Here is an 18971-nt window from a genome sequence, read left to right on the forward strand (position 1 = left end):
AGCGGTACGCGGAAGCATCGGCCAGGGTGCTACCCCCACTCAGGTCATAAGACCCAAAAAATTAACGCTTGTAAGTAGGAGCCTGCGGGGTAGCAACCGGAGCAACCGGGGCTGCCGGGGTAGGTTGGGAGGGCACCGTGCTGGTTGTGGTAGTATCACGGGCAACGGGCGCGGAAGTGCCGGGGCGCGTCATGATGGCCCAGAACTCAATCAGGAAGCCAATGGCCAGCAAAATCGGCCCGAGGGTAATGCCCAGAAAACCCTCCCCGTAATCTTCCGAGTCCAGGGTCATCGTGATAAAGCCCGCGGCCAGCACTGCCAGCCCGATAAACATCAGCCGGTAGTTGCGCGGCCCGAAAGCAAAGCGAGGAGTTGTATTCGGTTCCATGGGGGCAAAGGTAGGGAATGTGAAATGGGGATATAGTGAATTAATGAACAGGTGGAGTCGACGTTTCAAGTGCGCAAGTAGCGCCAGTTGAACGTTAGGCTTGACTATTCTCTATTTCCTTATTTAATAAAGTTCGTCTAGTGACATACCAGTGTATTTGCGCACGGCGCGCCAGGAGCTCAGGAAGCCAATGCCCATGCCCAGCAGCACCAGTACGGCCACCAGGGCCCCGATCAGGCGCTCGTCGCGGAAGAGGCGTAGCTCCTCCAGCTGCAGGTAGGCGTACTGGAGCAGCGCCAGCAGCAGCAGCCCGGCCAGAATGCCGCTCACCAGGCCCTGCCACACGGCCCGCCGCAGGAAGGGCCACTGAATGAAAGAGGAGGTAGCCCCTACCAGCTGCATGCTCCGGATCAGGAAGCGCTGGGAGAACAGAGCCAGCTTGATGGTATTGTTAATGAGCACCACCACCACGAACGTGAGCACCGCCGCGAAGCCCAGCAGCACCAGGCCCACGTTACGCAGGTTTTCATTCACAGAGGTAATCAGGCTCTCCACATACTCCACCTCAAACACGCCCGGCTCCTGCTTCAGCTCCTGCTTGATGCGGGCCAGGTTTTGGGCGTCGGCAAAGTCAGCGTTGATTTTCAGGAGGTAGGCGTCGCGGAGGGGGTTGTCGCCGAGGAATTGCTGGAAGTCTTCGCCGGTCTGGTCGATGAGCTGCTTGGCGCCTTCCTCTTTGGACAGAAAGCGCACCTGGGGCTTTTGGTCCTTAAGGGCCACGTAGGGCTTGCGCGAAAGGTCCTGCTGAAGCCGCAGGAGCTGGGTTTCCGGTAGGCCGCGCTCCAGGTACACCTGCATTTCCAGGTTCTCCTTTACCAGCGTCGAAATCTTATGGGCATGAATCAGCAGCAGCCCGAACAAGCCAATAACCAGCAGCGCCAGTGTAATGCTGAACACCACCATGGTGTGCGGGTAGCTGCCTAGCTTCTTCTTTCGGGTTGGTCGGTTCATAAGGTGAATGAGTGATTGAGTGAGTAATTGAGTAAACAAGTGATTAACTCACTCATTCACTCAATTACTCATTCACATACTGGTGCGGGGGTCGTCGTCGATTTGTAGTTCGCGGGCTTTGCGGGCGTTCTGGTCGCGGCGGCGCAGGCGCTTACGGGCCACCAGTTCCCGGAACGAATCAAACTGCTCAGTGTGCAGCAACGATACGCCGGCGCGGGCCTGGTTTACCTGGCTCAGGCCGGTCAGGTCGCGGGGGGTAGTCTCGTAGCGCAGCTTGGCCCGGAATTTCCCATCGGGGCGCAAGTAGTATTCCAGGCTCAGGTCCCCGATCAGGGAGTTCTGGGCGTTGGCTACCGGCTGCGGCCCACCCGGTACGCCCGTGCCGGTGTTGCTGCCCAGGCTACCCTCGCGGGTAATGCGCAGGCGGCCGTTGAGGAAGGAGTAGCTCAGGCGCAGCTGCAGGGCCTGCAGGTCATCGGCGGTCAGGCCGTTCAGGTTAAAGCTGATTTCGAGGTTGGGGTCAATCTGCGAAGTCAGCAGCCCCAACTGGGTGGAGATAATCTGGCCCAGGCTGTTGCCCAGGGCGTTGTTGCCGCCTTCCAGCCGCGTGACAGCCAGGGAGCCTACCGGGGTCAGCTGCCGGAACACCACCAGGCTGAATACCTGCCGGTTCAGCTCCTGCTCGTCGTTGCGGATAGCCGAGAAGAACGGAGCCAGGTCGCCTTCCAGAGAAGAGGGAATATCGTTGAACTCCAGGTTAAGCTTAATGATGGGCTGCAGCAAGGGCCCCGTCAGGTTCATCACGGCCGTTACCGGCACCACCACCGCATTGCTGCCCGTAGAGCCCGTATTGAACACGATGGGCGCCAGCGAGGTGCGTTGGGTATAAGTGGCCGTTACGTTCATTTCGCCGGCCAGCGGGTCGCCGTTCCAGGCAATGGTGCCGCCAGGCCGCACCACAAATTCCTTGTTTACCAGCCCCTGCAGGGTGAAGTTGTAGGCCCCGCGCACAATCTCTACCTGCCCGTACATGTTGAAGTCGCCGCGGGTATCAATGTTCAGGCGCAGCTGCCCGGTAGCCGTACCCCGGATGATGTCGCCGGTGCTTTCATCCAGCAGCAACTCCACGTAAGCATCCGGAGTAATGTCGAGGTTCATGTTCAGCCGAATGCCCGACAAGTCGGTGGTGCCGGCTACGGCCACCGTTTTCGTGCCGGCCGTGTCGGGCAGGTTGCGGTTCACGAAGCGGATGTAGTTGGCCTGCTCAGCCTTGGCCGCGTTATCGAAGGGTAGGGAAACCCGGGTGCCGGCCTCACTGCGGGCCGTCACGTTCATGAACAGGTTGTCGGCCGGGCCGCGCACTACGGCCGTACCCGTGGCGTAAGCCTGCCCGAAGTACAGCTCGTTATCCTTGCGGGTGGTGTTCAGCACCTGCAGCTTGCGGAAAGAGGCATTCAGATCCAGGCGCATATCCTGAAAGCCCCGCTCGAAGATGTTGCCGTTTACTACCCCCGTATTACCCTGGGGGTCGCGCACGGTGATGTTCTGCAGGGCAATCCGGTCTTCCAGAAAGCGGATCCGGTCGGTGAAGGTGTAGGTGGTGCCCAGGTAGATAAAGGTCAACTGGCCATCCGTCACATCGATGTTGCCGGTAAGCACCGGGGCCGCGAGCCGGCCCGTGAGACGTAGCGTACCCACGGCCGTGCCCTGCACATCCCGGAATAAGGTGTTCAGAAAAGGCTCGGCCAGCTTCACGGGGGCATTATCCAGCACGCCGGTCAGGTTGAGCTGCTGGGTTTCGGCGCTGGGCGTATAGGTGCCCGTTACGGCTACCACGCGCTGCTGGTCGCGCTCCACGTCCAGGTTCACGGCCAGGCGCTTGGCGGCATTGTCCCAGTCGCCGCGGCCGGCCACGTCGCCAATTAACACGTTATCCATCTGCAGAGAATCAACCTGCAGGGTAGAGTTGATGACCAGCGGCCCGTACACCCCGCTAATGGTGCCCAGGGCATTTACCCGGCCGGCAAACTTCTGCCCGCCGGTCAGGCCGTTGAGGGTGGAAAGCTCAAAATCCTTGACGGTAAGAGCCAGGGGCTTGTTGGGGTTTTCGGAAAGGAAGCCCTGGGCGCTGATGCTTTGGGTGCCGTTGCTCAGGGTCACGTTCTGAAAGTCGAACTCCTTACCGCCCCCCGAAATCAGCAGGGAGTTGTCTGGGGCAATGGCCCATTCTCGGCCCAGCACATTCACCCCCGACCGGCGGAAGGTAATCTGCACGGCGTTGTTGAGGAAGGCCAGAGCCCCGTTGATCTGAGCTTTGTTGGTGGTGCCCGTCTGGGCCAGGGAGGTCGAGAAGTTGATGCGCTCCTGGTCCCACACGCCTTCCACGTAAAAGTTCTCGGTGGCACCCAGCCCCGGTACCCGCTGCCGCGCCGAGGTAACGCTGGCCTGGGCTAGCACCTCGGGCTGGTAGGGTAGCTTGGAAGTCGTCAGGTCAAAGTCGCTGTCGGCCAGTTGCAGGCTGTCGTAGCGGAAGCGGTTAATGTGCCCTCCTAGCTGAAAAAACGAGGTTTGTCCGTTGCGGAAACTACCGTCGATGCGGGTAGAGTCGGAAACGGACAGCTGGGGCATAAACAGGTGCAGCACCGGGTTCGGGCGCTTCAGGTAAAGGTTCAGGGCAATTTGGTAGTCGGGGAGGGGGCGCTGGCGCTTGCGGCGGTAGTAGTCGGCAATGGCCGCGTCGTTGCTCTGGAAGTTGAGGCGGTACTCCGTCACCAGGGTCGTTACGTCGCGCAACACCGTGGTAGGCGTAAAGCTGCCGGCCAGGTCCAGGTTCAGCACCTCCGAGCGCACCGTGAGGCGGCGCTGCCCGCCCCCATAGCGGCTGATTACGTCCAGGGTGTCAATCGGCACGGTGCGGCCGGCATAGGCCAGGCGGGAGTTGCGCAGGCGCACGTAGCCCAGCAGATTGTCCAGCTTCAGCCCCCGGAACTTCACATCGGCGGTAGTGGCTACGGTTACGCTTTGGCGGGTCAGGCCCAGAGCGCGCAGGTCGGCGCGGCGGACGCGGGCGCGCACATCAAAGGCCTGAGTGGCTTTGTTCAGGTCAATGGTACCGTCGGCGTCAAACTGCAGGCTAGGGTCGTTGGCGGCCACGGTGCCCGTGAACGACTCGCGGCTGAACTTGCCGTTGGTGGTAATGTTGCGGTAGCGGTAGCCGTTCAGCCAAATACTTTGCACCGTAGCGTTAGCCGTAAGGCGGGCCGTACTCAGGTCGAAACCGACGCCAGCTACCTTGCCGTTCATGGTCACGTCACGCACCACGCTTTCATCGCCTAGCAGCCGGCCCAGCTGAAAGCCGGTGGTGCGTACCTGCCCCTCGTAGCTGGAGTAGCGCGGGTCGGTCTTGAATTTCAGGTTAACGTCGCTGACCACCGAGCCCAGGGCCGTTTGGAACGAGCCGTTGGCTACAAAGTCGTTGTAGAAGCCCAAAAACTGGCCTTTGAGTTTCACTACCCCCAACCGCTGCACGTAGGGCCAGCCCGAGGCCGGGATATAGCGCCGGATGTCGCGCCCATCAATTACGGAGGGCTGCAGGCGCATCTCCACGAAGCTTTCCTTGATATTCGGCAGGCCTTCCACGTTGATGTCGCCCTTCACCCGCGAGTTGCGGCCGTAGCGGATGTCGAGGTTTTTGGTGGTGAAGTTGCGAACGTAGCCCTTGGCCTGCCCCGAAATCAGGACAGTTTCCTTTAGCTCGCGCATGAACTTCTGGGGCGCGAACTTGGCAATGTCGTCGGAGTTAACGCGGCTGGGCTGGAGCCGGGCAATGACCTTTACTGAGTCGTTGAAATCGGTGAAGTTGAGGAAGTGGTCGTACTCAAAGCGGACGTAGTTGCTGAGTTGGCTATTCTGCACCCGCAGCATCATCTTATCAAACTCCCAGAACTTGCCCGAATAGGTCATGTCGGAGGTCAGCTCCCGCAGGCGTGTGCCGGAGGGCGTGTCCACGGTGCGCATCCCCTTGATATTGGCGTGAATCGTGTCGCCCTTAAACCAGAGCTGGTCGGCATCGGCGTAGATGCTGTCCAGGTACATGTGGGCGTAATCCATGGACAGGCCATACTCCGGGATGCGCGGCACATCCTGGCGCTCCAGCACGAAGCGGCCATTGCGCAGGCCAATGGCTTCGATCTTAAAGTCGAAAGGCTTGCTGACTTTGGTGGTATCGGAGGGGCCCAGCAGGCGCTTCACGGAGCTGATGAACTGGGTGAGGGTAGTAGAATCGGGCTGGTCCTTATAGGTAACCAAGTTGAACCGCGGCTCTTCAAGCGTGAGCTTGCCCACGTGCAGGTGGCTGGGGTCGAAGACGGTGAACAGACGAATGTCCGCGTCGGCCCGCCCGATGTTGAACAGCTCATTGCCGCGCCGGTCAAGGACCCGCACGCCTTCCAACAGCACCCGCGAGAAGGGGCGCACATCCACCCGGCCTACCAGCACTTTCTGCCCCAGCTTATCGGTGAGGATGCTGGCGGCGCGCTGGGCCAGGTCGGTCTGTACGCTCGGAATGCGCAAGGCCACCAGTGCACCTACCACCGCCAGAATCACCAGCAGGAGCAGGGCAAACAGAACCTTGAGCGTGACGGACAGAAAACGAGGCACAGACGGCAGAAACAAGGGAAGCAACAGGCTGCCCGAAGCAAAGATACAGGGTTGGCCCTCACCGTTGCCTGGCAAATAAGCCCGGCGGAAAAACGTTACGGGCCGCGCCAAGGTTAGTTAAAAACGCAAGCGGCGGCAATCTGGTGTTTTGCCCCGACCTTTGCGCTGAATCAAGGAGGTAGGGAGCAGGGCTTGCCCCTACGGCCTATGTTACTTTGGCAGTCACTGATTCTAAAATAGGTTGATTCCTTCCCTTTCTGCTCATTTCCCTATGCATCCCGTCATTCTCGCCATCGAATCTTCCTGCGACGATACCTCGGCCGCCGTACTGGCAGGTGGTGAAATTCGCTCCAACGTGGTGGCTACCCAGCAGGTGCACGAGCAGTACGGGGGAGTAGTGCCCGAACTGGCCTCGCGCGCCCACCAGCAGCACCTGATTCCGGTAGTGGAGGCGGCTCTGCAGAAAGCCGGCATCAGCAAGCAGGACCTCGATGCGGTGGCGTTTACTCAGGGGCCGGGGTTGCTGGGTTCCTTGCTGGTAGGCGGCATGTTCGCCAAAACGCTGGCCCTGGCCCTGGGCAAACCCCTGATTGCCGTCAACCACATGCGGGCTCACATTCTGGCCCACTTCATTGACGCCCCGCGCCCCGTGTTTCCGTTTCTGTGCCTCACCGTCAGCGGCGGCCACACCCAGCTGGTGGTAGTGCGCAGCGCCCTGGATATGGAAATCATCGGCCAGACTATTGACGACGCGGCCGGCGAAGCCTTCGACAAAACCGCCAAGCTGCTCGGCCTACCCTATCCCGGCGGCCCCCACCTCGATAAGCTGGCCCGCCAGGGCAACCCAACCCGGTTCCCCTTCCCCGTAGGAGCCATGCCGGGCTACGATTTCTCGTTTAGTGGCCTGAAAACAGCGGTGCTCTACTTCCTCAAAAAGGAAACGACCCAGAACCCCGACTTTGTGCAGGAAAACCTGGCCGACCTCTGCGCCAGCATCCAGCACACCATCATCCAGACGCTGCTGCGCCAGCTGCGCCGCGCCGCCCACGACCAGGGCCTCACCCAGATTGCCCTGGCTGGCGGGGTAGCGGCCAACAGTGGCCTGCGCCAGGCCCTGCAGCAGGAGGCTGAGTCTCAGGGCTGGCAGGTGTTTATTCCGGCTTTCCAATATTGCACCGACAATGCCGGGATGGTGGCCATGACGGCCCAGTTTCAGTACGAGGCCGGCGACTTTGCCGATCAGCTCGTCAGCTCCGATCCGCGCCTGAAGCTGGGGTAGTAATCCAAGCCTGCAAACCCTACCCCTTACTTTCCCCGAACCTGTTTCGCAACCTTGCCCCCGGCATTTGCGAACCTTGCTACTGCCACCCTTTCCGTGGCTCCTTCCTTATGGCAACCAAAAAAGACGATACTCCCAAGCGCGTTAATATTCTCAACCGCCGCGCCAGTCACGAATACGCGTTCATCGTGAAGTACGACGCGGGCATTATGCTGCAGGGAACCGAAATCAAGAGCATCCGCGACGGTAGCGTGCAGATTCAGGACGGTTTCTGCACCTTCCACCCCGATGGCAGCCTGTGGGTGCACAACCTTACCATTGCCAAGTACACGGAGGGTACCTACAACAACCACGAGCCCACCCGCCCCCGAAAGCTCCTGCTCAACAAGCGCGAATTGAAGCAGCTGGCCAACAAAAATCAGGAGCAGGGCCTCACTATCATTCCCATCCGGATGTTCGTGAACGACCGGGGCTTCGCCAAGCTGGAAATTGCCCTGGCCAAAGGCAAAAAGCTCTTCGACAAGCGCGACGACCTGAAAGCCAAAGACCAGAAGCGCGAAATGGACCGTGCCCGGGACTATTAGGCGAATGAGTGAATGAGTGAATGAGTGAGTTTTCGGGTTGATGTTTGGCGGGCTGCGTTATAAGCAGGAGCTTCGTGTAAATTATATAATGGGTGAACTGCTTAACCAGGGTTCCGCGCCACTTTAACGGCGATTCACTCAATCACTCAATCATTCATTCACTCAGTGGACTACGGAATATGCGCCCTGAGCGCCGTGCCGGTGCGAGCCGAACCCTCAGACAAGGCCGAAATTGTTACTCAGCTCATCTTTGGGGAGTGCTATTCCATTCTGCGTGCCCAAGACCAGTGGCGCCAGATTCAGCTAACTGCCGACCAGTACGTGGGCTGGATTGATGTCAAGCAGCATCTGCCTGTAACGCCGGAGTACCTGCACGCCTGGCAGGCCCAGGACCACCCGCGCACCCTGGACGTGGTGCAGATGGTGAGCGACTCGGCCAGCCGCATTCCGGTAACGCTGGGCACGCGCCTGCCCTTCTACGATGGCATGACCCTACGCCTGGGCGAGCGGCAGCTGTTCTACAACGGCGCCGCCACCAACCCCCAGAACGGCCACGGTCCCCACGGCCCCGCCGACCAGCGCCTGCGCCTGCTCCAGAAAATGGCTCTCACGTTTCTGAAGTCGCCCTACCTGTGGGGCGGCAAAACGTTGTTCGGTATTGACTGCTCGGGGCTGATGCAGCAGCTCTACGGCCTGATTGGGGTGCAGCTCCCGCGCGACGCCAGCCAGCAGATCGATATGGGCCAAACCGTGCATTTCGTTTCCCAGACCCGTCCCGGCGACCTTGCTTTCTTCGACAATGCCGAGGGGCGCATCATCCACGTAGGCTTGCTGCTGGAAGATCAGCAAATCATTCATGCCAGCGGCGAGGTCCGCATCGACCCCCTGGACCACAACGGCATCTTCCGCCGCGACTGGCAGAAATACTCCCACAAGCTACGCCTGATCAAGCGCATCCTCCCCGATGATTAACTCCCGGGCTTATCCGGAAAAATGAATATTCAGCAACCGGCAACTCACAACCCACAACTGTTGTTAATGCGCTAAGAATCATCTAGCTTTCTGGCAGACCAGATTCTTTTTTCTTAGCGTGTATGGACCAAAAAGTGCTTGTGTTGAACGGTGACTACACGGCTATCACGCTGTGCAGTGTACAGAAGGCCTTCGTGCTTCTGTTTTTGGAAAAAGCCGAGCTGATTGCCAAGTCCGAAAATGGGGTGCTGCGCACGGTAAGCAAAGCCTACCCCAAGCCCAGCATTATCCGGTTGCAGCGCTACGTGCGCGTGCCCTACAAAGGCATTGCCCTTAGCAGGCACAACGTGATGAAGCGGGACCATTTCGAGTGCCAGTACTGCGGCTCCACGAAAAACCTGACCCTGGACCACGTGTTGCCTCGAAGTAGGGGCGGCGACTCCAGTTGGAGCAACCTGCTCACGGCCTGCGCGCGGTGCAACCACGCCAAAGGCCACCGCACCCCACAGGAAGCCGGCCTCACCATCCGGCAGCAGCCCAAAAAGCCTACCCTCACGGGTTTCCTCAAGCTTAGTGCCGGCACCCTCGACCAGAACTGGCATCCCTACCTCCACTAAAACCGGCAGCCCGCGTGGCTGACCGGTTTTTTGTTGCTGCTACCGGCAATAGCCGCCGCGCTCAGGTCGGCCACATTCTCAGCTTAGTTCACGAAAAAAGCCCCTAACGGAAAGTCAGGGGCTTTTTTCGTGGCTTAGAACAAGCCGTTACTAATACTGATCGGCCGTGCCGCCTACCTTACCTCCGCTGACAAAGGCCAGCAGGTCGCGGTTGAGGCGGTCTTTCTCCGTCACGAACAGGCCGTGGGGCGCGCCGCTATACTCCACAAACTGCGCGTGGGGTACGTATTGAGTCATCCGCTCCCCGCTGTTCTTGGCCGGTACGGTTTCGTCGCTGCTGCCGTGGATGACCAGGGTAGGAACCTTCAGGGTTGCCAGGTCCTGGCGGAAATCGGTGGCGGCGAAGGCATAGACGCACTGCTCCGTGGCGCGGGGCGAGGCCAGCTGGCACATGGCCTGCATCCAGTCAAGGGTAGCCTGGCTTACCGGGTGCTTAATGGTGCCCACGCCGAAAAACTTCTTGCCGAAGCTCTGCAGAAAATCGAACCGGTCCTTGCGGATGTTCTCCACCATATCATCGAACACCGACTTGTCGGCGCCGTCGGGGTTGTCGTCGGTTTTCAGTAGGAAGGGCGTCACGGCCGACACAAAGGCCACCCGTACCACGCGGGCTCCGCCGTAGCGGCTCATGTAGCGGGCTACTTCGCCGCCACCCATCGAGAAGCCTACCAGTGTCACGTTCTGCAGGTCCAAAGCCTCCAGCACCGCGTTCAAGTCGTCGGCGAAGGTATCGTAGTCGTTGCCCTCCCAGGTTTTGGAAGAGTTGCCGAAGCCCCGGCGGGTATAAGCCACCACGCGGTTGCCGTGTTTGGGCAGCTCAGCCAGCTGGTATTCCCACATTTCATACGTAGCGGGCCAGCCGTGAATCAATACAATAGGGTTGCCGGTGCCTTGGTCGATATAGTGCAGTTTTACGTCGCTGCCGTTGGCGTCAGTGCCTACTTTGATGTAGCTCATACAGGAAGGGAGTGAAAGTGTGAGGTCAATAAAATCTGTTTATCGTCATACGGATGAGCTAGGCTAGGTGGCTTGCTGATGCCAATATGTTGTACCATCGGCCAGATCAGGCGCAATTCTCCTTTCTTTGACCCCTGAGCTTCCCTTCTTTTTCACTCCCTCATGCTAGTCCGTTTTCTTCTTCCTGGCCTTGTGCTGGGCGCCGCCCTGACGGCCTGTAACTCCCGCTCCGATAAGCCCGTCGCGCAAACACCTGCTGCTACCCCGGCGGCCACCACTGACCCGGCCCAACCCGCCCTCACCGATTCGCCCAACACCTGGTACCGGCAGTACCGCGGGTTGCTGCCGGGCTCCTCAGACAGCATTACGGTGCATCTGCAGCGCCTGCCTAGTACGATCGAGGAAACGACCAACGCCGGACTGGTGGGCTTTTATACCGCCGCCGATGGTCGGCCCCATGACCTGGACGGGAGCATGCCCGCCGGCACCGACAGTCTTACCCTGCGCGACATCAGCAGCGAAGCCACCGACGATAATTACGTGAGTCCGGTGTGGCGCCTGCGGCAGCAGGGGGCTACCCTGGTCGGCACGCGCGAGGGGCGGCCTGTGCGGCTGCAGTTGGTACAGCCGCCCCGGGGCATCCAAATGGTGTCGCGCAGCTTTGCCGCCCAGGTTCCCGCCCGCCCCGATCATCCACAGGATACCATTCGGGGCCGCACCTCCCTGCATGCCTTAGTGCCGGTTTCGGGGGTAGCAAAAGAGGCGCTGACGGCGAACATTCTGCGGGGTCTGCGCGGCGACACCCTCGATAGTAAGCCGGTTCCGGCTCTGGAAACCCTCTGGAAAGAGCAGCTCAGCAGCTTTACCTCCGATTATCAGCAGGAAGTTGGCTTGATGCTGACGGAATTGGAAAACGATACCAGCAGCTACCGCCCGTTTGCTACCCTCCGCTACGAGGACCAGACCAGTACCTACGTGCTCTGGAACGAAGGCGACCTGCTCAGCATCGGGTACTTCGGCTACTACTACAGTGGCGGGGCCCACGGCAACTACGGTACCACCGTTGCCAGCTACGATACCCGCACGGGGCGGCGCCTGCGCTCCACCGATATTTTCCGGCCTGGCACCAAAGCGCAGCTGGAAAAGCTGCTGGGCCGCTACGCCCGCCTGGCACTGGGCCTGAAGCCCGGGCAGCCCCTTTCCAATGTGCTGTTCGAAAATACCCTGCCCGCTACCTCAAACGTGTACCTGACCGGCGGCGGGGCCATGTTTGTGTATGCTCCCTACGAGGTAGCCTCCTATGCCCAAGGTGAAATCCGGGTGTTCGTGCCCTTTACGGCCCTGCAGCCCCTCCTGAAGCCTGGGTTACCCGTAGGAGGTAGGGGGGAGGTAGTACGGAAATGAACGAAGTACGCGCCGTTGGGCTTACCAAGGAGCCACCCGCGCCACGCAGGTCTTGTCCTTAACTCGGGCGGTGTGCAAAATCCGGCCATTCCGGGCCTTCAGCTGAACTACGGCAGCAGAACCGGTATCTTTGTAGCAGTTTCTCCACACCACCTTTATGCAAGCACCCAAATTCGCGGCCTCCCGCTCTTTTCACCAGGAGCTGAAGCGCCGCACCAACGCCTACTTTCAGGAGGCCGGTAAATCCACCACCGGCGGTACCAGCCTGTTCATGAAGGCCCTCATCCTGACGACTGCCTTTGTGGTTGTGTACCTCCACGTCGTATTCTGGACACCTTCCGCCGCGCTGGCCGTGCTGGAGTGCGTGCTGCTGGGCCTCATCGGGGCCGCCATCGGCTTCAACGTCATGCACGACGGCGCCCACGGCTCCTTCAGCAAAAAGAAGTGGATGAACCAGTTTGCCGCTTTCACCCTGAACGTAATGGGTGGCAACTCCTACATGTGGAATGCCAAGCACAACCTCATCCACCACATGTACACCAATGTGGAAGGCGTGGACGATGACCTCGACGCACAGCCCTGGCTGCGCCTGAGCCCGGAGCAGCCCCGCCGCAAGCTGCACCGCTTCCAGCACCTCTATTTCTGGTTTTTCTACGCCCTGCTGTTCATCGCCTGGATTTTCTACATGGACTACCAGAAGTATTTCCGCGGCAAAATCGGCGAAATGCCCATCAAGAAGATGACGGCCTCTGATCAGGGCGTGTTCTGGGGCTTCAAGGCCCTGCACCTGGGCTTGTTCGTGGCGCTGCCCATCTACACCACCGGCTTTGTGGCCTGGCTAGTAGGCTTCCTAGTATTCGCGGCCGTGGCTGGTTTCACCCTGAGCATTGTCTTCCAGCTGGCCCACACCGTGGAGCACACCAGCTTTGTAATACCCCACGAAACCACCCGCAAGATTGAAGACGAGTGGGCCATTCACCAGGTGAAAACCACTGCCAACTTCGCTACCGACAGTAAGGTGATTAGCTGGCTGGTGGGCGGCCTCAACTTCCAGGTCGAGCACCATCTGTTCCCCAATATCTCCCACGTTCACTACCCCGCCCTGAACAAGATTATCCGCCAGGTATGCGCGGAGTTCGGCGTGGAGTACAACGAGTACCCCAAGATGCGCTACGCGGTAGCTTCGCACGTGGCGCACTTGCGCGAGTTGGGTAGGGGGTAGGAAAGCTTAAGTATTATTAACAGGAATAGCGGCTTCAATGGAGCCGCTATTCCTGTTACTGGACTACCTGCTATTTCAAATTCAATGATAGATTCAGAACTCAAATTGGAATTTACTATTCGGAGTTGTCCTGTTGATGATCAGGTGAAATACGCTTTAGCTTACCTAGAGGGAGAGTTGATTATCAAAATTGACGGACAGGTGTTCTTCCATGAACCAGATATATTATTGGTTGAATTGGGCCTCGAACTGAATAAGTGGTTAGTGAAAGTTACGACAACAGGCAAAGTAACGTCCATGGAGTATTTCACGATGGATTATGATGAAGTAGCAGGAGCAATACTAACGTTGGAACCGGTTGGTAGTAAGCGCTACCTTATTCACTCTATCTGGCAAAAATTTACTTGTTCCAAGCCCCTCAACGAGCAGGAGTTGGTAATGGCTGCTACTGCATTTATAAAAGAACTGAATGTAGAACTAGGCCGAAGAGACCTTATGAAGTTGGTTAACACACTGTCTCAGACAGCATAAAGTTGTTTAGTAATAAGCTCGCAGGCTGTAGCAAATCGCTCTAAACTCCGTATCTTTGCCGCCCCGCCAGGGTGGCGAGGCCGGTACTTCGGTGCTGTGTATCAAGTAAAAACGCGTTCCGGAGGCGGGCCCTGCGCCGGACGTGTACACGAGGGCCATCCGCTATATCATGGCAGAAGTAGTAGACAACTTCGACTGGGACAACGTCTCGGCTAACGCTTTCGGTGGCAACTACACCGCTGAGCAGCGCGCTGAGATGGAGCAGATGTACAGCAGCACGCTGAACACCGTCCAGGAAGAAGAAGTAATCAAAGGCACCGTGGTGGGCATCACTGACCGCGACGTAATCCTGAACATCGGCTTCAAATCCGATGGTCTGGTGCCCCTCTCCGAATTCCGCGACCTGCCCGAGCTGAAAGTGGGCGACGAGGTAGAGGTATTCATCGAGGACCAGGAAGACCAGAACGGTCAGCTGATCCTGAGCCGTAAGAAGGCCAAGATCAAGCAGGCTTGGAAAGCTATTTACGACGCTCTGGAGAACGACACCGTTCTCGAAGGGGTAGTAAAGCGCCGCACCAAAGGTGGTCTGATCATGGATCTGGACGGCGTTGAGGCCTTCCTGCCCGGCTCGCAGATTGACGTGAAGCCCATCCGTGACTTCGACATCTATGTTGGTCGTCGTATGGAAGTGAAAGTGGTGAAAATCAACGCTGCTTTCGACAACGTGGTAGTTTCGCACAAAGTCCTGATCGAGAAAGACCTCGAGAAGCAGCGCGAAGCCATCCTCAACAACCTGGAAAAAGGCCAGATCCTCGAGGGCGTTATCAAGAACATGACCAACTTCGGTGTGTTCATCGACCTCGGTGGCGTAGATGGTCTGCTGCACATCACCGACATCTCGTGGGGCCGTATCGCTCACCCGAGCGAAGTACTGCAGCTCGACCAGAAGCTGAACATCGTAGTTCTGGACTTCGACGAAGCCAAGAAGCGTATCAGCCTCGGCCTGAAGCAGCTGACTCCTCACCCATGGGATTCGCTGCCCGCCGATATGGGCGTAGGCTCGAAAGTGAAAGGCCGCATCGTGAACGTTGCCGACTACGGTGCGTTCATGGAAATCATCCCCGGCGTAGAAGGCCTGATCCACGTTTCGGAAATGTCGTGGAGCCAGCACCTGCGTAACCCGCAGGACTTCATCAAGCAGGGCGACGTAGTAGAGGCTCAGATCCTGACCCTCGACCGCGAAGACCGCAAGATGAGCCTAGGCATCAAGCAACTGACCGAAGATCCGTGGACCCGTGGTGACTTCGCTACGAAGTACGCCGTAGGTACCAACCACAACGGTCTGGTGCGCAACCTGACCAACTTCGGCCTGTTCGTAGAGCTGGAAGAAGGTGTGGACGGCCTCGTGCACGTTTCCGACCTGTCGTGGACCAAGAAGATCAAGCATCCTTCGGAAGTTGTGAAGGTGGGTGATCGTCTGGACGTGGTAGTTCTGGAGCTGGACGTAGCCAACCGTCGTCTGGCCCTGGGTCACAAGCAGCTGGAAGAAAACCCCTGGGATACGTTCCAGACGGTGTTCACCCCCGGCTCGGTACACAAGGCTACCATCACCGAGAAAAACGACCGTGGCGCGGTTCTCGAACTGCCTTACGGCATCGAAGGCTTCGCTTATCCGAAGTCGCTGGTGAAGGAAGACGGCAGCAACGCTGAAAACGGCGAAACGCTGGACTTCCGCGTGGTTGAGTTCTCGAAAGATGACCGTCGCATCGTGCTGTCGCACACTGCGGTGTTCAACCAGGCTCAGGAAGAAGACAGCCGCGCTGCCAAGTTCGCGAAGAAGAAGCCTGCTACTGGTGCCGCTGCCGGCGCTCAGGGCGAAGGCAAACTGAGCGACCTGAAAAAGGCTCAGCCGGCCGAGAAATCGACCCTCGGTGACCTGGACGCTCTGTCGGCTCTGCGCGACAAGATGCTGGGTAACGAGCAGGGCGGCGAGTAATTTCGCCGGCCTCACGTAGGCTACCTGAAGCAGAGGGCCCCGGAGCAATCCGGGGCCTTTTTGTTGTAGCAGAGGGTAGGAGGGGTGTCATTCCGAGCAGAACGAGAAATCTGAGTTGCACAGCAGCTCACCAACCCAGATTCCTTGCTTTATCTAGAGTGGCAATCCCATTCGCCGCAGAAACCTGATAGCCACAAAATTTCCATCAGAAATACAGTTACTTACCCAATAGGCAAGCGAAAATACGCTGGCTGGCTTGGCAGAAGCCGGATTAAGACGTATGTTTGCATCCTCAAAACCACTGGTGACGTGACCGAGTGGCTAGGTAGAGGTCTGCAAAACCTCCTACAGCGGTTCGAATCCGCTCGTCACCTCTTTTCCTGTTTTCAGAGTGCCTAGTGCCCCGGTCGATTAGCCCCGACCGGGGTTTTTGCATTTTAGCGCCGCTTTGTGCGGCTCAGCTTATAACTCAGCTGATTCAATGTGATTAGGTCAAGAAATAAGTTTTTTGAAAAATGTACTGGGGTAAGAATGAGCCGCGTAGGCACATTTGGCGCTAGGGGCTCAAAAAATGATTCCAGCGGGATAATCCCTACATTTCATTCCCGCGTAAAAACGCGCACCTAACTATTCCACCCTTCTTTCCCCATGAAAATTATTGACCTCCGCACAATGCGCGGGCCTAGCTACTGGTCTGTGAAGCATCACAAATTGATTGTGATGAAAGTGGACCTGCAGGATCTGGCCGATACGTGGTCGAACAGTGTGCCTGCCTTGGCTGAGCAGTTGCCCAAGCTGCTGCCCGAATTGGCACAGCCTCAGCCAACCGACGCCGAGAAGTTATCGGTTAAGCACCCGCCCCTGACGGAGGAACAACTGATTGACGGAGAGCCGTTGAGCCATGTAATCTTGCACGTTGCCCTGGCCCTGCAGCGGACGGCTGGTATGCCCGTGTTCTGGGGTAAGTCGTATCCGGCTCACCAGGAAGGCGTTGACTTTGTAGTGTTCAGCTACCAGGAGGAGCGCGCCGGTCGGGTAGCCGCCGAAGCGGCCGTACAGCTAGTGGAGGATATATGCCAGGGCCAGCCGGTAAACCTGAAGCCCATCATTGATGAGCTGCATGAAATTCGGGAAGAAGAATTCTTTGGGCCAAGCACGTATAGCATTGTAGCGGAAGCGGCCTCGCGTAATATCCCCTATATCCAGCTTAAAAACAGCAACATTATCCAGCTGGGCTACGGCGTGAACCAGAAACGCATCTGGGCCACTACCACCAGCTATACTTCGCACGCGGGCGTGGAGGTAGCCGGCAATAAAAACCGCACCAAGGCCATGCTCAAGGACGCGGGCGTGCCCGTACCGTACGGTACTACGGTGTACTCCGAGGATAGCCTGCGCGACGCCGTAGAGGAGCTGGGTTTTCCGATTGTGACCAAGCCCTTGGATGGCAACCACGGCAAGGGTGCTACCATCCGCATTATGAGTTGGGAGGATGCGGTAGAAGGCTTGAAAGCGGCCCAGAAGTATTCCCGCGCCGTTATAGTAGAGCAGTTTATTGAGGGCCACGACTACCGCCTGCTGGTAGTGAATGGCAAACTGATTGCGGCTGCCAAGCGCACCCCGGCTGCCGTTACCGGCGACGGTGCCAGTACCATTCAGCAGCTTATTGATAAGGTAAACGAGGACCCACGCCGTGGCGTGGGACACGAGAAAGAGCTAACCAGCATTAAGGCCGATCAGCACACCCTCGATATCCTGAAAACTCACGACCTGACCCTGGACTCGGTGCTGCCGGCCGGCCAAGAGCTCTACCTCAAGAGCACGGCCAACATCAGCACCGGTGGCACCGCCACCGACGTAACGGACCTGGTTCACCCGTACAATGTGTTGCTGGCCGAGCGCGTGGCCGGTATTGTGGGCTTGGACATCTGCGGCATCGATTTGCTGACTTCGGACATTGCCATTCCGCTCAATGAAACACGAGGTGCCGTAATTGAGGTGAACGCCGCGCCCGGCTTCCGGATGCATATTGCGCCCACCGAAGGTCTGCCCCGCAACGTAGCCGCGCCGGTGGTAGATATGCTGTTCCCGGCGGGCAGCACCGCGCGGATTCCAATTATTGCCGTTACGGGCACCAACGGGAAAACCACTACCACGCACCTTCTGTCGCATATTGTTGCTTCCAAGGGCTACAAGGTAGGCCATACCACCACCAGCGGCATTTACATTCAGGGGGTGCAACTGCAAAGCGGCGACTGCACCGGTGGGCAAAGTGCCGAGTTTGTTCTCAAAGACCCGACGGTAAACTTTGCGGTGCTCGAAACTGCCCGGGGCGGTATGCTTCGCTCGGGCCTTGGCTTCCACACCTGTGATATAGCCATTGTAACCAACGTAGCCGCCGACCACCTGGGCATGCGCGATATTTACACGGTAGAGGAAATGGCCGCTGTGAAAGGCGTACTACCCCGCACCGTGCGCAAAAACGGCTGGGCCGTCCTCAATGCCGATGATGACCTGGTGTACGCTATGCGCGAGAAGCTGGAGTGCCGGGTGGCCTTGTTCAGCATGAACGAGCACAGCCCCCGCATTCGGGAGCACGCTGAAAACGGTGGTTTGGCTGCTGTGTACGAGGAGGGCTACATCACGATTTACAAGAACAGCTACAAGCTGCGTATTGATCGGGCCGCAGAGTTTCCTATTACGTTCGGGGGTAGGGCCACCTTCAACATCGAAAACTCGCTAGCCGCGGCCCTGGCCTGCTACTGCTACGGTTTCGATAAGGACGATATCAAGCAGGCTCTGCGCACCTTCGTGCCGTCGGCGGCCAAAACGCCGGGCCGCATGAACGTGTACAAGTTCCCGACGTTCGAGGTCATTGTGGACTACGCCCACAACACCCACGGCATCGAGAAATTCGCGGAGTTCCTGAATGCCACGGAGGCTACGCGCAAGGTAGGGGTAGTCTCGGGCCTGGGCGACCGGCGCGACGAAGATACCCTGAGCTTCGCCCGTGTAGCTGGACGCATCTTCGACGAGGTAGTGCTGCGGCAGGACCGGGACCTGCGCGGTAAAACAGCCGAGGAACTCAAGGAGATTATGACGCGCGGTCTGCGCCTGGATACGCCGGATCTGCCCATCACCTACATCGAAAATGAAATGGACGCCATTGATCATGTGCTGGCTACCGCCCAGCCCGGCTCCGTGGTGGTCCTCTTTACCGAGAATATCAAAGCCACTCTCAAGAAGCTCGACGACTTCGAATCACGGATTTAGCCGGATTTTCGGACTACA

General features: G+C 58.4%; 13 protein-coding genes and 1 tRNA gene. 10 read left to right on the top strand and 4 right to left on the bottom strand.

Annotated elements, in window-relative coordinates; translation table 11 throughout:
- Positions 1-61 precede the first annotated feature (61 nt).
- From FGZ14_RS00510 to FGZ14_RS00520, 3 genes are all read right to left on the bottom strand, one after another.
- The gene (locus tag FGZ14_RS00510; RefSeq protein WP_139920131.1) at positions 62-388 is read right to left on the bottom strand and encodes a DUF3098 domain-containing protein; all 327 of its coding nucleotides are present in this window, start codon (positions 386-388) and stop codon (positions 62-64) included.
- Positions 389-511: 123 nt separating this feature from the next.
- Positions 512-1399, bottom strand: a complete 888-nt coding sequence (locus FGZ14_RS00515; RefSeq protein ID WP_139920133.1) for an ABC transporter permease — start codon at positions 1397-1399, stop codon at positions 512-514.
- Positions 1400-1471: 72 nt separating this feature from the next.
- Positions 1472-6058 (bottom strand): translocation/assembly module TamB domain-containing protein, encoded by a 4587-nt coding sequence (locus FGZ14_RS00520; protein WP_139920134.1) that lies wholly within the window; start codon positions 6056-6058, stop codon positions 1472-1474.
- 271 nt (positions 6059-6329) lie between these two features.
- On the opposite strand from FGZ14_RS00520, the gene tsaD reads away from it, so the two are divergent.
- The 4 genes from tsaD to FGZ14_RS00540 all read left to right on the top strand — a co-directional run bounded on the left by tsaD (position 6330) and on the right by FGZ14_RS00540 (position 9510).
- Positions 6330-7337 carry a tRNA (adenosine(37)-N6)-threonylcarbamoyltransferase complex transferase subunit TsaD gene (gene tsaD, locus FGZ14_RS00525; protein ID WP_139920136.1) on the top strand — a complete coding sequence of 336 codons (1008 nt, stop codon included), beginning with the start codon at positions 6330-6332 and terminating at the stop codon, positions 7335-7337.
- 110 nt (positions 7338-7447) lie between these two features.
- Positions 7448-7921, top strand: coding sequence for an SsrA-binding protein SmpB (gene smpB / locus FGZ14_RS00530; RefSeq protein WP_139920138.1), 474 nt, complete (start codon positions 7448-7450; stop codon positions 7919-7921).
- 165 nt (positions 7922-8086) lie between these two features.
- The gene (locus FGZ14_RS00535; RefSeq protein ID WP_257883304.1) at positions 8087-8893 is read left to right on the top strand and encodes a C40 family peptidase; all 807 of its coding nucleotides are present in this window, start codon (positions 8087-8089) and stop codon (positions 8891-8893) included.
- Positions 8894-9015: 122 nt separating this feature from the next.
- A complete protein-coding gene (locus tag FGZ14_RS00540) occupies positions 9016-9510 on the top strand; it encodes an HNH endonuclease (RefSeq protein ID WP_110977144.1) in 495 nt (164 codons plus the stop codon).
- 150 nt (positions 9511-9660) lie between these two features.
- Here the strand turns inward: FGZ14_RS00540 and FGZ14_RS00545 are convergent, their stop codons facing one another.
- A complete protein-coding gene (locus FGZ14_RS00545) occupies positions 9661-10527 on the bottom strand; it encodes an alpha/beta fold hydrolase (protein ID WP_139920140.1) in 867 nt (288 codons plus the stop codon).
- 162 nt (positions 10528-10689) lie between these two features.
- Here FGZ14_RS00545 and FGZ14_RS00550 point away from each other — a divergent pair, with 162 nt between their 5' ends.
- The 6 genes from FGZ14_RS00550 (at position 10690) to cphA (ending at position 18953) form a co-directional block, all read left to right on the top strand.
- Entirely contained in the window at positions 10690-11931 is a 1242-nt protein-coding gene (locus tag FGZ14_RS00550; RefSeq protein ID WP_139920142.1) for an RsiV family protein, read from the top strand.
- A gap of 157 nt (positions 11932-12088) precedes the next feature.
- Positions 12089-13153, top strand: coding sequence for an acyl-CoA desaturase (locus tag FGZ14_RS00555; protein ID WP_139920144.1), 1065 nt, complete (start codon positions 12089-12091; stop codon positions 13151-13153).
- 84 nt (positions 13154-13237) lie between these two features.
- Entirely contained in the window at positions 13238-13684 is a 447-nt protein-coding gene (locus FGZ14_RS00560) for a hypothetical protein (RefSeq protein WP_139920146.1), read from the top strand.
- A gap of 169 nt (positions 13685-13853) precedes the next feature.
- Positions 13854-15680 (top strand): 30S ribosomal protein S1, encoded by a 1827-nt coding sequence (gene rpsA, locus FGZ14_RS00565; protein ID WP_139920148.1) that lies wholly within the window; start codon positions 13854-13856, stop codon positions 15678-15680.
- 303 nt (positions 15681-15983) lie between these two features.
- Positions 15984-16054 (top strand) — tRNA-Cys (locus FGZ14_RS00570).
- Positions 16055-16328: 274 nt separating this feature from the next.
- On the top strand, positions 16329-18953 hold the full coding sequence (gene cphA, locus FGZ14_RS00575; protein WP_139920150.1) for a cyanophycin synthetase: 2625 nt from the start codon (positions 16329-16331) through the stop codon (positions 18951-18953).
- Positions 18954-18971 lie beyond the last annotated feature (18 nt).

Origin of the sequence: Hymenobacter sp. DG01, from assembly GCF_006352025.1 — a bacterium.
In the GTDB taxonomy this organism is placed as follows: domain Bacteria; phylum Bacteroidota; class Bacteroidia; order Cytophagales; family Hymenobacteraceae; genus Hymenobacter.

Coding starts and splice junctions, on each gene's coding strand:
- FGZ14_RS00555 (WP_139920144.1), top strand. CDS start 12,089: ATGCAAGCACCCAAATTCGCGGCCTCCCGCTCTTTTCACCAGGAGCTG.
- tsaD (WP_139920136.1), top strand. CDS start 6,330: ATGCATCCCGTCATTCTCGCCATCGAATCTTCCTGCGACGATACCTCG.
- FGZ14_RS00540 (WP_110977144.1), top strand. CDS start 9,016: ATGGACCAAAAAGTGCTTGTGTTGAACGGTGACTACACGGCTATCACG.
- FGZ14_RS00550 (WP_139920142.1), top strand. CDS start 10,690: ATGCTAGTCCGTTTTCTTCTTCCTGGCCTTGTGCTGGGCGCCGCCCTG.
- smpB (WP_139920138.1), top strand. CDS start 7,448: ATGGCAACCAAAAAAGACGATACTCCCAAGCGCGTTAATATTCTCAAC.
- rpsA (WP_139920148.1), top strand. CDS start 13,854: ATGGCAGAAGTAGTAGACAACTTCGACTGGGACAACGTCTCGGCTAAC.
- FGZ14_RS00510 (WP_139920131.1), bottom strand. CDS start 388: ATGGAACCGAATACAACTCCTCGCTTTGCTTTCGGGCCGCGCAACTAC.
- FGZ14_RS00515 (WP_139920133.1), bottom strand. CDS start 1,399: ATGAACCGACCAACCCGAAAGAAGAAGCTAGGCAGCTACCCGCACACC.
- FGZ14_RS00560 (WP_139920146.1), top strand. CDS start 13,238: ATGATAGATTCAGAACTCAAATTGGAATTTACTATTCGGAGTTGTCCT.
- cphA (WP_139920150.1), top strand. CDS start 16,329: ATGAAAATTATTGACCTCCGCACAATGCGCGGGCCTAGCTACTGGTCT.
- FGZ14_RS00545 (WP_139920140.1), bottom strand. CDS start 10,527: ATGAGCTACATCAAAGTAGGCACTGACGCCAACGGCAGCGACGTAAAA.